This is a genomic window from Actinomyces sp. Z5, assembly GCF_003287795.1.
GTDB lineage: Bacteria > Actinomycetota > Actinomycetes > Actinomycetales > Actinomycetaceae > Actinomyces > Actinomyces glycerinitolerans.
This window is the reverse complement of sequence record NZ_QMIN01000045.1, coordinates 11,061-23,241: the sequence shown is the minus strand read 5'-3', so window position 1 is coordinate 23,241 and position 12,181 is coordinate 11,061. Positions and strand designations below refer to the sequence as shown.

Annotated in this window: 12 protein-coding genes and 1 pseudogene; 3 read left to right on the top strand and 10 right to left on the bottom strand. The window is 69.5% G+C overall.

Annotated elements, in window-relative coordinates:
* The 3 genes and pseudogenes from DRB06_RS16335 to DRB06_RS05325 form a co-directional block, all read left to right on the top strand.
* A pseudogene (locus tag DRB06_RS16335) lies at positions 1-227 on the top strand (hypothetical protein); the annotation flags it as partial.
* A complete protein-coding gene (locus DRB06_RS05330) occupies positions 224-2,023 on the top strand; it encodes a type IV secretory system conjugative DNA transfer family protein (protein ID WP_111819317.1) in 1,800 nt (599 codons plus the stop codon). The pseudogene DRB06_RS16335 and the gene DRB06_RS05330, both read left to right, overlap by 4 nt.
* On the top strand, positions 2,020-2,469 hold the full coding sequence (locus DRB06_RS05325; RefSeq protein WP_111819316.1) for a DUF4913 domain-containing protein: 450 nt from the start codon (positions 2,020-2,022) through the stop codon (positions 2,467-2,469). The genes DRB06_RS05330 and DRB06_RS05325 overlap by 4 nt, the downstream gene beginning before the upstream one ends.
* Here the strand turns inward: DRB06_RS05325 and DRB06_RS05320 are convergent.
* The 10 genes from DRB06_RS05320 to DRB06_RS05275 form a co-directional block, all read right to left on the bottom strand.
* On the bottom strand, positions 2,459-3,049 hold the full coding sequence (locus DRB06_RS05320; protein ID WP_111819315.1) for a hypothetical protein: 591 nt from the start codon (positions 3,047-3,049) through the stop codon (positions 2,459-2,461). The two genes, DRB06_RS05325 and DRB06_RS05320, sit on opposite strands and share 11 nt — an antisense overlap.
* Before the next feature lie 77 nt (positions 3,050-3,126).
* A complete protein-coding gene (locus tag DRB06_RS05315) occupies positions 3,127-4,026 on the bottom strand; it encodes a polymorphic toxin type 15 domain-containing protein (protein WP_111819314.1) in 900 nt (299 codons plus the stop codon).
* Positions 4,023-4,856: a GAD-like domain-containing protein gene (locus DRB06_RS05310; RefSeq protein ID WP_073333586.1), complete on the bottom strand. Its 834-nt coding sequence runs from the start codon at positions 4,854-4,856 to the stop codon at positions 4,023-4,025. Before DRB06_RS05310 ends, DRB06_RS05315 begins: the two co-directional genes overlap by 4 nt.
* Positions 4,857-4,908: 52 nt before the next feature.
* Positions 4,909-6,084: a zeta toxin family protein gene (locus tag DRB06_RS05305; RefSeq protein ID WP_220092974.1), complete on the bottom strand. Its 1,176-nt coding sequence runs from the start codon at positions 6,082-6,084 to the stop codon at positions 4,909-4,911.
* Entirely contained in the window at positions 6,081-6,521 is a 441-nt protein-coding gene (locus DRB06_RS05300) for a hypothetical protein (protein WP_111819312.1), read from the bottom strand. The genes DRB06_RS05305 and DRB06_RS05300 overlap by 4 nt, the downstream gene beginning before the upstream one ends.
* A gap of 234 nt (positions 6,522-6,755) precedes the next feature.
* Positions 6,756-7,757: a siderophore-interacting protein gene (locus tag DRB06_RS05295; RefSeq protein WP_111819311.1), complete on the bottom strand. Its 1,002-nt coding sequence runs from the start codon at positions 7,755-7,757 to the stop codon at positions 6,756-6,758.
* Positions 7,754-8,761, bottom strand: coding sequence for an ABC transporter ATP-binding protein (locus DRB06_RS05290; RefSeq protein ID WP_111819310.1), 1,008 nt, complete (start codon positions 8,759-8,761; stop codon positions 7,754-7,756). Before DRB06_RS05290 ends, DRB06_RS05295 begins: the two co-directional genes overlap by 4 nt.
* A complete protein-coding gene (locus tag DRB06_RS05285) occupies positions 8,758-9,807 on the bottom strand; it encodes an iron chelate uptake ABC transporter family permease subunit (protein WP_111819309.1) in 1,050 nt (349 codons plus the stop codon). Before DRB06_RS05285 ends, DRB06_RS05290 begins: the two co-directional genes overlap by 4 nt.
* The gene (locus DRB06_RS05280; protein ID WP_258522149.1) at positions 9,804-10,901 is read right to left on the bottom strand and encodes an iron ABC transporter permease; all 1,098 of its coding nucleotides are present in this window, start codon (positions 10,899-10,901) and stop codon (positions 9,804-9,806) included. Before DRB06_RS05280 ends, DRB06_RS05285 begins: the two co-directional genes overlap by 4 nt.
* Positions 10,902-10,917: 16 nt before the next feature.
* On the bottom strand, positions 10,918-11,985 hold the full coding sequence (locus tag DRB06_RS05275) for an iron-siderophore ABC transporter substrate-binding protein (RefSeq protein ID WP_111819308.1): 1,068 nt from the start codon (positions 11,983-11,985) through the stop codon (positions 10,918-10,920).
* Positions 11,986-12,181 lie beyond the last annotated feature (196 nt).

The following is a 12,181-nucleotide window of genomic DNA, read 5'->3' as shown; positions in this document are numbered from 1 at the left end:
ATCCGCCCGCATGGGATCCGTCCACCGGCCGGGAGGCGGAGCCTCCCGGCCGCGGCAAGTTCTTAGTAAAGGTCGGAGGCCGTCCCGGCATCCCCGTAAACGTCCAGCTCACCAGCACCGAGCTGAGCATCAACGACACCAACAGGCTCTGGCACGAGCAGTCGCGCGTGGGCAGACGAACCGCCCCCGCAGACCCGGTCCAGGAGAAAGTGGGCGCAGACGCATGAGCACCCCCAACAATCGCCGTCGTGACCCCGGGAGCATATCCGGTGAGGTCATCCTGCTGTGGATCGGCATCGTCCTCGTGGTGGTAGTGGTGGGCTTCGTGTATGCCGCCATGCACCTGGGGCACCGCCTGGCGGGATCCGGAGTCGAGGTTCCGGGAAATCCCTTCGCCGTCGTCTTCGGACTGCTCGGCGGCGACCTGCCCTGGCCCGGAGCCGCCGGGTGGTGGGCGCTAGGCGGCACCGGCGTCATCGTCATCGTGCTCGGCGCCCTTGTGGGACTGGCCGTGCACCGCCTGCGACGCCGTCGCTCACGGGTGGACCGCGCCGCCAACTACATGGGTAGGGGGCGTGACGTCGACTCGCTGAGTCGCAAGAGCGTCCAGGCGACTGCGAGGCGCCTAGGCGTCACCGCCTCCCCCGGTGTGCCGATAGGGCGTGCCATTACGGACGGCAACACCCTCTACGGTTCATGGGAGGATATGCATATCGACATCTGGGGCCCGCGCACCGGCAAGACCACCTCACGGGCCATCCCCGCGATCCTGGACACGCCCGGGGCCGTGCTGGTGACCTCCAACAAGCGCGACATCGTTGACGCCACCCGGGACGTACGCGGGGGCGTCGGTGCGGTATGGGTGTTCGACCCGCAGGGAATCGCCCTGGAGGAACCCGACTGGTGGTGGAACCCGCTCAGCTACGTCACCGACGAAGTGCGCGCGGCGAAGTTGGCCGAGCACTTCGCCTCCGGTTCACGCGACCCGGGCGCTCGTACCGACGCCTACTTCGACCCGGCCGGGCAGGACCTCCTCGCAGGGTTACTGCTCGCCGCCGCACTCGACCACCGCGCGATCACGGACGTCTACACCTGGCTCACCCGCCCCACTGATGAGACCGCTGTCGACATTCTGCGCGACCACGGATTCGACCTGACCGCGGACCAGGTGGCCGGGGTCATCACCGCACCCGACAAGCAGCGCGGAGGCGTGTTCGGGACTGCGCAGCAGATGGCCTCATGCCTGACTAACCGGCAAGTCGCGCGCTGGGTAACTCCGCGGGGTATGGCGGACCCTCGCCCCCAGTTCCGTCCCGAGGACTTCGTGCGCGACGGCGAGGGCACGCTTTACTCGTTATCGAAGGAGGGGCGTGGCACCGCCGGCCCCCTGGTTACGGCCCTGACCGTCGCCGTCGTCGAGGCAGCGGAGGAGTTGGCGGCCAGATCCCCCGGCGGGCGCCTGACCACGCCGCTGCTCGGCGTACTCGACGAGGCCGCCAACGTGTGCCGCTGGCGCGAACTGCCCAACCTGTACAGCCACTACGGCTCGCGCGGAATCGTCCTGATGACGATCCTCCAGTCCTGGTCACAGGGCGTGGAGGTATGGGGAGAGGCCGGGATGAAGAAGCTGTGGAGCGCCTCTAATGTCAAGGTGTACGGCGGCGGCGTCAGCGAGGCGGCCTTCCTGGAAGATCTCTCCCGGATGGTCGGTGACTACGACCGCATGTCCTCTTCGACCTCCTACGCTCGCGGCGCACAACGCACCGTCTCCCGCCAGCTGCAGCGCGAGCGCATCCTCGACGTCGCCGATCTCGCCGCCCTGCCCAAGGGTCGCGCAGTCGTATTCGCCTCCGGAGCGCGACCCACGCTCATCCGCACCATCCCCTGGATGTCCGGCCCCCACGCCGACGCGGTAAGGGCATCAATCGCCGCCCACGATCCCCAGGCCGAGCGAACCATTCATGAGGCGGACACCGAGTTGGCCGTCGTCGAAGCCACTGTTGACGAGAAGGAGACGCTATGAGTGAAGGTCAGTGGCCGCTGGACCAGACGGTGCCCGCCGACAATGGCGGACCGGGCGGAAGCACCGACGAGCCTCAGCTCTACTTCGCTAATGTCGACGAGTTCGTGCGCGACTTCCTACGCAACATGTACCGGCGGCGGATCGACGGCAGACACCGCTGCTGGGCCGCGAGGTGGTGGGAGTATGAGGAGGCCGTGGCCCGGCTGGAGGCGCTGTGGCGGGCCTGGGAGTACCTGCGGCTCGATCCGGCGACGGGCATGAGCACCTGGTGGCGCGATCACGCGGACTACCACATGGCTGTACTGATGGATCCGGATGGGCCGTTCGCAACCGCCACGCAGGGGGAGGAGAATCTGTCCAAGAAGGGCGAGCCGCTTCCGTACGTGGCTCCGCCGCCCGGCATGTTCGACGACGAGCGCGTCAATCCAGGCGGCCTCAACGACTGAGGCCGGTGCGCCTGCCTTGGACTGCGAATTGTCGCATTCGACGGCTCTGGTAGCTCCTGCCGTGCACAGCGGTTCTGCCCGGTCTGCCCGCCCTCACTGCGTCGACGGCCGGTCGGGCCTGACTGATGTCGGCACGCATTCGAATCGCCACCAGTTCCCGATCCAGGCCCCGGGACTCCAATGTGCGGGCGGTTTCGGCACGGCGCTCGGCGGTGTCGTAGCGCATCCGGCCGTCCTCGCGGGCAGCGTCGGCGGCGGTGCGGCGCTGTTCAGACGCGGCCTGGGCGCGCATGCGCTCGGCAGGGTCGGCCTCGTGCTTCGCTGCGGCATGCGCCTCGTCGGCACGCCGGTCCTCCCGGTCTGCCTTGGCGAACAGCTGCCGAGAATCGGCACGATCTTCCTCGGACTTGAACTGTTCGATGTCTGCGCTCCGGCGGTCGTACATGCCGCGGTCGAGTTCTGCGAGTATGCGTTTACGCAGCGCCTCGGAGTCGTCCCGCGACCAGCTGCGGGCAGCTGCGAGCAGCTCCCGTAGGCGGATCTCGATTGCTTGCTCGATGCCATCGTCTGCTTCACTCATGGCGTTCTCCCAATGACCCTGGTTCGGTGTGGTGGGTTAGTGCAGGTTGGTCCGTCCGGGTGTTCCGGTGAGTGGGATCAGCGCTCCGGCCCGTTTGTGCGGTTGGTGCCGGGGCGGTTTCGGTGTGGGGGTGTGTAGGTTGGGTTGTGTATGCCCAGGGTTTGGCGGATGCGGGCGGCGGTGGTGGGGTTTGTGCGTGCGCCTGGGGGTGGGCGGGCGGCCAGCACCGCCCTGCTCAGGGTTTGTGCGGGCGCCCGGGAGCCAGGCTCCGTGCACGGCTGAGCGAGTTGCAGTGGCGGGGGCGGCTGGCGGGCGCGCAGCTGCTGGACGTTACGACGCCGGTTGGTCAGCACCACCTGGAAGCGCAGCGGCAGATGGCCCTTCCCGGCGGCGACCTGGCGCTCGGCGGCAGCATCGATCACGTCGGCATTGCTGAGGTTCTGCGCCCCCAGGGAGGAATTGACGCCTCTGTCTCCAGGGATCGGCGTGCCGCCCGCGTCCCGGGAGGGACTCAGGTCACCGCCCAGGACCTGGTCGGGGTTGTGCAGAATCGCCACCTGCCGCATAGCCTCACGCGCCCAAGCACGGGACGCGGCACTAGGCATGCCAAGAAGGTCCCTACCGTACTCAGCAAGTCTGTTTCTGAGTTGTTCGCGTGCGCGTCGTGTGGCTTCGTTGCCTTGTCTGCCTTGTTGTTTGAATAGGTCGCGGGCGGCCAGGTAGTCCTTGGTTGGCATTTGCGCCAGGATCTCGTATTGGCCGTCGAGTTGGAACTCGAACTCCGCTCCCTTGGCCTGCAGGTCGGGGTTACGGCCGTTGTGGTAGACGGTGCGCACCATGGCTCGGTCGTCGCGGGCTGGTGAGGGTGGGTACTGCTTGGCGACCGCTCCGGGGTCCTCGGCGCCCAGGGCGTGCCGGAAGCCGTGTGAATCCGGCAGAGCTGCAGGAGCAGGATTTGTCTTGGCCGTCCCCGTCATGACTCGCTTGCCTGGCCGAGCGGGGAGGTGCCGGGATCGGTGCCGATAATCGGGGCTACCTGGCCCCAGTTGGCGCCCACCGGGTCACTGACGGTGATGTCGTTCTGCTGTGCTTGCAGGGTCAGGTAGGTGTGGGCGTCGGTGATGCGCAGATTGTCCACGCTGATCGGCCCGCCCAGTGCGGGTGGGAGCACAAACCCGTACACCTGGTGGGAGTTGATCGGCCCTAGGCGCTCCAACGCCTGCGGCGGCAACGCCCGCTCGGCATTATCCTCAGGACCCTCAACACTACGATCCGCAGCACCAGAGAAAGCTGTTCGTCCTTGTCGCTGGTGTACTTCTGGGTTTTGGACGGACTGTATGGCGAGCTGGTCGATAATAACCTCACCATAGGTGGGGTCGATCTCGACGCTGTGACCGCTGTTCTCGCCCCACAGGAATAGGTTGCCCATGGCGGAGCGGGCCAGGCAGTGGAAGGTGTCGGTGAACGGCAGGCGCTCTCTCACCGGGTCCAGCCACTCGCGAACCACTGGTGCCCAGGCGATGGGGTCGGTGATCCAGAACAGGCCATCACCAAAACCTTCGAACCCGAACCGCCGCCAGATATGCAGAACCGAGCGCGGCAGGATGTCTTCGAAATGGGTGAAGTACTCCTCCGGCACCGGGGTGGCTACGTCCATGGGCGCCAGCCCAGTCCCCGTGTCCGGATCAATCAGGTCCCGGTCAATGACCTCATCGGTCAGTGCGTCCTGCTCCACTGGGTCGGTCGGCTCGGGCACCGGAGTAAAGTCCCACAGACCCGCCGAGAGTTCTTCACCGTTGTCATTCATGCCGGTTCTCCTCCCGGACGACCACCAAACCGTGACCTTGGCGACACTACCATCAGCGGCCGGTGCCGTGGTCTTGTCTGGGTGGTTTGGGGGTGTAAGGGCGTGGGGCGCTGATGTTGCGTAGTACGTCTTGACGGGTGAACGGCTGCCTTGGCGGGGCGGAGGCGGCGGGGTCACAAATGCGAGCGGTGGCTGCCTGTTGGGTGCGTGGTGGTCTGATGGCGGCGAGTAGGGGGTGGGGGGTGGAGTAGGAGCGTGTGATGCCGTCGCGGTCGGTGTGGTCGATGATGGTGGGGCCGTGCTCGGTGCGGTGGGTGACTAGCAGGTCCGCGGCGGTCAGGGTGGTGCTGGTGGTGGCGAGTTGGTGGGTGGCCCGGGCGTTGGTGGTGCACCGGCTGACCTGGGTGCGGTCCGGGCCGGTGGTGAAGGTGGAGGTGATGGCTGCGGGTGGGGTGTAGCGGGCGGTGGGGTCGCCTTGGGAGCGGGGCCCGGCCCACCGGTCACGGGCGCCCTTGAGGCACATGTCCTCGGGGGTGTCCACGGCGACGATGGCTACCTGCGTGTATCGGGCGGCCTCGAGCTCGCGAATCAGGCGGGGACCCTGGCCGATGGTGGGGGACTGCATCCATTGCAGGGTGCCTTCGATCTTGACGTCGAACTTGTTGCGAAGCAGGGCATGGCGGGCGAGGTCTGCGGTGCTGGTGGACAGGGGGTGGACGAGGGTGGCCAGCTCGCCGCGGCTGATGGGGCGCCCGTCGGCCAGGGGCCCGGGGGCTTGGGTGGTGATGAGGGTGTCCCAGTGGGTGCGGGCATGGGCCAGCAGGCCAGCATCCACGTCCAGGCCGGGCACGGGGCTGCCCAGGAGGAGCTGCTTGATATCGTCGGCGTCGATGGTGGTGTAACCGGCCTCGTCCACCCCCAGCTCGGCCGAGCGCTCTGGGCCCAGGACCTTGCGGGTGGTGGCCACTGCCTGGGACTTACCGGCCCCCGGGGACCCGGCCATAATGATCGCCCTTCCCCCGCGCGAGCCGTGCTCCCTTGCCCGGGCCAGGTAGGCGTCGGAGATAGCGTCCTGCAGCTGGTGCCAGAACGACCCCTCGGCAGGTTCTTCGGGCAGGGTGTGGTCGGGCGCCAGGCGGTCAATGATCTCCTGGACCTGCGCGGCGGTGGCCTCCACAACCTCAGCACCCGGGGTGCTCCCGCTGCCCCGGGTGGTTGGGGGTGTCACTGGGGCTGCCAGCCCTTCTCCCACGGCAGGGGGTCGCGCGGCGGGCGGGGCATCGGATCGGTGATCGCCTCCAGCTCGTCGTACTCCTGATCGGACAGCAGACCGTCTGAGCGCAGACTTCGTATGTCGTCCCAGGAGCCGCGCTCGTAGCCGTCGTAGTCGCGGATGCGGCCGAAGGTGTAGGGCCAGGCGCGCAGGCGGTCCATCATCTCCTGGCTGCTGATCTGGCCCAAAAACCGCCTGTAGCCCAGCTCCTCCGGGGTCTCGGGGCGCACCGGCTCGCCCCGGTCCATCATGCGCTTGACGGTCAGGACGAAGCGTTCCTCCTCCCCGGTGCGCTCAGCCACCTGCTGGGGGGTCAGTCCCTGCCGCAGCAGCCGCTCGAACCGCCGATCACTGTCAATCAGCGCCAAAACCCCGGCTGCGGTCTCCCGCATGTCGATACGCAGGGGTCGGCTCCAGGTGTGCTGCGGCTGTCCCGGTTGCGGCGCTGGTGGCCACTGCGGCATACCAGACTGTTCCGGTGAAACCTGGCCGCTCATAACAATCCTCCCGACCCGGACGCTACGTGAATTGATGCTGTGACGCTACCGACACTACCCGGGCACGTCAACGCAGGGGACTCCCATCTCGCGGCGGTTGTTCTCGGGGGCTCCGGAGGGTAATCGACCTCAACCCTCCGCTCGGCCCAGGCGCCAGTAGCCCATGAAGGCCACGGCCCGCCGGTCCAGGCCCCGCTCGGACACCAGGTGGCGACGCAGGGCGCACACGGCACCCGCCTCGCCGGCCAGCCACGCGTACACGTCGGCCCGCTTGAGCGCCGCTCCGCCTCGCGCGGTGCGCGGCACCTCCCACAGCAATTCGCGATCCACGTCGATTTCCTCAACCTGTTGCGGAGCGCCCTCCGGCAGCAACTCGGCCGCCGCCCGTTTCACGCCCGCCACGAGGCGTTCGCCGTGCGGCCGCGCGTCACGGGCGAGTGCGCGCACCTCAATGCCCGGGTGCGCGGGCAGGTAGTCGGCGTCGGCCGCCACGGGCAGCTCGACCACCGCAATACCCCGTGCGGATGCGGGCAACTGCTCCAGAATCCTGGCGATCGCCGGGGCCGCCGTCTCATCCCCGCCGAGCAGGAAGCGTCCGGTGACGGTCGGCGGCACGAAGTCCACGCCGCCGGGACGCGCACCGGTCGGTTGCGTCCTCAGCCAGGCGCGCGAGGGCCCCAGCAGCATCGCCGACGTGCCCGGACGGGCGCTCTCCAGCCAGCGGGTGGCCGGACCCAGCGGCGCATGCACCACCATGTCAACGTCGACCTCCCCACCGGTGGAGGCCCCGGCGGCCACCGTTCGCCTTTGTTCTGGCTCCTCGGCCGCGTCGTACAAGTCCTGCCCGGCCCCGGGACGGACGGCGCGCGTGGTGTAGGTGCGTATCGGTGGGCGCCGGTCGGTGGGCAGGGTGCGCCAGCCGCCGTACCAGTCCGCGCCCGTCGGCAGATGCGCGTAACCGCCCTCGACGGCGGGCAGTACCAGCTTGATCCGCTGATCCCAGCCCGGATCGGCGAAGTCCTCCAGTTCGTCTCCGGTGAAGGTCACCCGCCGCAGGCTTGGGGTGACATCCACGATCCGTTCCACCCGCACCGGGAAGAATCGGAACGGCTCCGGCTCGGCGGCGCTCACGGCACCGTCCCCATAGCCGTGCCGGACTCTTCACCGGGGCCGGGCGCCGCCGAGGTGCCCGGGCGGGTTGCTCCCGCCGCCCCCGCATCCGCCGCCCCGACCACGTGGTGGCGCCCCTTGGGCAGCACCAGCGGTGTGGCCGAAACCGGGTCGGTGATGACCTCGGCCTCCAGATCGAACACCTCGCGCATCAGCGCCGGACTGACCACCTGGCCCGGCGCCCCCGCGGCCACTACTCGCCCCCGACGCATGGCGATGACGTGGTCGGCGTAGCGGGCGGCCAGGTTGATGTCGTGCAGCACCATCACGATCGTGGTGCCGCGCTCCCGGTTCAGATCGGTGAGCAGGTCCAGCACTTCCACCTGGTGAGTCAGGTCCAGGAAGGTGGTGGGCTCATCCAGCAGTAGCACGTCGGTGCGCTGCGCCAGCGCCATGGCGATCCACACTCGCTGCCGCTGCCCGCCCGACAGCTCATCCACACTCCGGTCGGCCAGTTGGGCGGTGCGGGTGGCTACCAGCGCCTCCTCCACGATGCGCCGGTCCGCGGCGGAGGTGGAGCGGAACAGGCCCTGGTGCGGGTGGCGGGCGCGGCCCACCAGGTCGGCGACGACGATCCCCTCCGGCGCGATCGGCTGCTGCGGCAGCAGCCCCAGCCGGGTGGCCAGGCGCTTGGTAGGGATCGTGGCGACGTCCCGGCCGTCCAGCAGCACCGAGCCGGACATCGGCGCCAGTATCCGCGCCATGGTCTTCAGCAGCGTCGACTTGCCGCAGGCGTTCGCGCCCACGATCACGGTGATGGCGCCCACGGGAACGGTGATATCGACGTCGTCGACGACGGTGCGGCGCCCGTAGCCGGACCGCAGCCCGCGGGTGGTGAGGCTGCGGGGGACCGCGTGCCCGGAATCATGTGCGTCGGCGCGCGACTGGGCGGACTCGATCGACGTGACCGGAGCCGCGGACAACCCGCCGGCGGCTGCGTCGGCCCGAGTTTTGGTGGAACTCATGCGGAGGCTCCCTCCCGGTTGAGGCGGACCAGCTGAAGCAGCAGGTAGGGGGCGCCGACGATGCCGGTGACCACGCCGACCGGCAGCGCGGTGGGGAACAGGTGCTGGCCGGCCAGGTCCGCACCGAGCACGATCGCCGCCCCCATCAGTGCCGACGGCGCCAGCAGGGCCCGATCGGTGCGCCCTACCAGCCGGGCGGTGAGCGGGCCGGCGAGGAAGGCAACGAAGGCGATCGGCCCAGTGGCCGCCGTCGCGAAGGCCGCCAGCGCCACCGTGGACAACAGCAGCACCAGGCGGGTGCGATCCACGTGCACCCCCAGCCCGGTGGCGGACTCCTCTCCCAGCGACAACGTGGTCAGATTTCGGCCCAGGGCCAGCAGTGCCCCACCCAGGAGGACGACGGCGCCCGCCAGCAGCGGCACCTGTCCCCAACTCGCATCCCCCAGCGAGCCCGACAACCAGCGCATGGCGTCGGCGACGGAATAGATCGAGGCCCGCAACTGCAAATAGGAGATCACGGAGGAGAACATGGCCGAGATGCCGATGCCGATCAGGATCAGGCGCCCGCCCTGGGTGCTGCCGGTGCCGGAGAGCAGGTAGATGACCAGCGCCGTGCCCAGCCCGCACACCAGCGCCAGCAGGTTCACCCGCATCCCGGACCAGCCCAGCACCAGGATCGCGAACACCGCCGCCATGGAGGCCCCGGAGGTGATGCCGATGACGTCGGGGCTGGCCAGCTGATTGCGGAGCATCGTCTGCGACGTGCGGCCGGCCATGCCGAAGGCGGCGCCCGCCAGCAGGCCCAGCAGTGCGCGTGGGAGCCGCAACTGCCCGACGGCGAAGACGGCGCCCGGCACGTCACGTCCCGCAATCACGGCGACCACCTCCGCGGGGGAGTACCAGGTGGTGCCGGACAGCAGCATCAGCCACCACAGGCAGGCCACCAGGGCCGCCAGCGCCGCCGTGACGGCGAGGTAGCGGCGTTGGCGACGTCGTCGTCCCGCCTCGGTGAAGCCCGGCTCCACCGCGGCCGCGGCGGCGCTCACAGCTCACGCACCTTCGCGCCGCGGGCGATCGCGATGAGAACCGGAGCCCCCACGAAGGCGGTCACCACGCCCACGCTCACCTCGCCGGGACGGGCGATCACCCGCCCCAGCACATCCGCGAAGGTCAGCAGCGCCGCCCCGCCCAGCGCCGACAGCGGCAGCAGCCACCGGTTGTCCGGACCCACCAGCATGCGCACGGCGTGCGGCACCATCAGCCCGACGAAGCCGATCGGACCGACCAGCGCCGTCGTCGTCGCGCAGGCGATCACGCCCGCGGCCGCCGCCAGCAGGCGGGTGCGGCCGACCCTGACGCCCAGGCCCACGGCCATTTCCTCGCCCAGCGCCAGGGAGTTCAGCGGCCGGGCCATCGCGGCGGCCAGAACGGCGGCAACCAGCAGGAACGGGGCGACGGTGGCCAGCGACGCCCAGGTGCCCCGGCCGAGCGAACCCACCTGCCAGAAGCGGAAGTCGGTCAGTCCCTCCGCGCGCGGCAGCATGATGGCGCTGATCAGCGAGGACAGGGCCGCGCTCGTGGCCACGCCCGCCAGGGCGAGCTTGACCGGCGTGGTGCCGCCGGGGCCGAGCGAGCCGACGGCGTACACGAAGACGGCGGTGAGGGCCGCCCCGGCCAGTGCCACCCACAGGTACTCCCACAGGGAGGAGATGTGTACGAACGCGATGGCGGCGACGATCGCCAGCGACGCCCCGGTGTTGATGCCGAGAATGCCCGGGTCGGCGATCGGGTTGCGGGTGACCGCCTGCATGAGGGCACCGGAGACCCCCAGCGCCGCCCCCGCGGTCACGGCGGTGGCGGTGCGCGGCACCCGCTCGGCCACCGCCAGCGCGCCGAGTGCCTCGCCTCTTCCGGCCAGTCCGTCCAGGATCTCTCCGATGTCGACCACGCGCGCGCCGAAGGCGATCGAGCAGACGACGGCGAGCGCCAGCAGGGCGAGCAGCAGCCCACAGGCAACCAGCGGTCGACGGGAGCGACCGCGTCGGGACGACCGGGCCTCCGCCGACCCGGGAGAAGAGTCGGGCGCGGTATCCGGCAGTGGATCGGGGCGTGGCCGGGCGAGCGCGCTGCGGGCAGTCACTGGTGCTCGCTCAGGCTCAGGCGGCGTCGGCCTTGTCGGCGGCGGCGGCGATCAGGGCGACGTAGTCCTTGATGCCCCATGGGATGGACAGCGGGCCGGGGTTGGTGGAGGCCGACAGCGGCGTGCCATTGCCGACGAAGGCGACCGCGCCGTTCTTGATCGCCGGGATGGTGCCCACCAGGGAGTCCGCCTGCAGCGTGGCCAGGTCGGACTCCTCCCCGTACATGATCATCACGTCGACGTCGGCCACCTGGTCGGCGTTCTCGCTGGAGACGTCGCTGTAGAAGGTCTCCGGGTCGGCGTCGGAAACGGTCTGCACGGAGGCGGGGATGGTCATGCCCAGGTCGGTCATGAAGGCGGTGCGTGGATCGGCGGTGGTGTAGAAGCCGATCGTGGAGGTATCGGACTCGCTCATGTAGAAGAAGGCCGCCGACTTGCCGGCGATCTGCGGGTACTGGCCGACTGCGTCGGCGATCTGCTGCTCCAGGTCGGTGATGAGGGTGTCGCCCTGCTCGCCCAGGCCCATGGCCTGGGAGTCCAAGCGGATCATCTCCCGCCACTTGGTGCCCCAGGGCACACCCGGGTAGGCGACGGTGGGGGCGATCTGGCTGAGGGTGTCGTAGTCCTCCTGACTGAGGCCGGAGTAGGCGGCCAGGATGACGTCGGGGGCGGTTGCGGCGATGGCCTCGTAGTCATAGCCGTCGGTGTCGTCGAACAGGACCGGCTGCGCGGCGCCGGCGGCCACCAGCTCATCGACTTTCTGCTTGGTCCACTCCAGCATCCCGGAGTCATCCTCAACCCCCCAGGTCTGGGCGGACAGGCCGGCCGGCATGACGTCCAGGGCGAGCGCGACGTCGTGATTGCCCCAGGCGACGGCGGTGAAACGGGAGGCTCCGACCGGGATGGTGGTGGTGCCGAAGGCATGCTCGACGGTGATCTCCTCGGCGGTGGTCTGTGCGGCGACGCCGGCGCTCGCGGTGGAGGCGGAGGTGCCGCCGGATGAATCAGAGCCGCAGGCGGCCAGGATCGCGGCGGCGGGGACGGCCAGGCCGCCCAGCAGGAAGGACTTACGGGAGACGGTCACAGAGGTCTCGCTCTCGGTCGCAGGTGAGTGAACGACTAAGACATTAGTGGAGGTGAGGCTGTCCTCATATAGGCGTGTGCGTGCAATGGCGCACTTCGGGTCCCGGTGGTCCGAGCACGCGACTCGCCTCCGCCGTGAGTGCGAACCACCCATGCGCGGTTGGACCGCTTGTCCCTGGTTGGACCCCTGTCCCCCC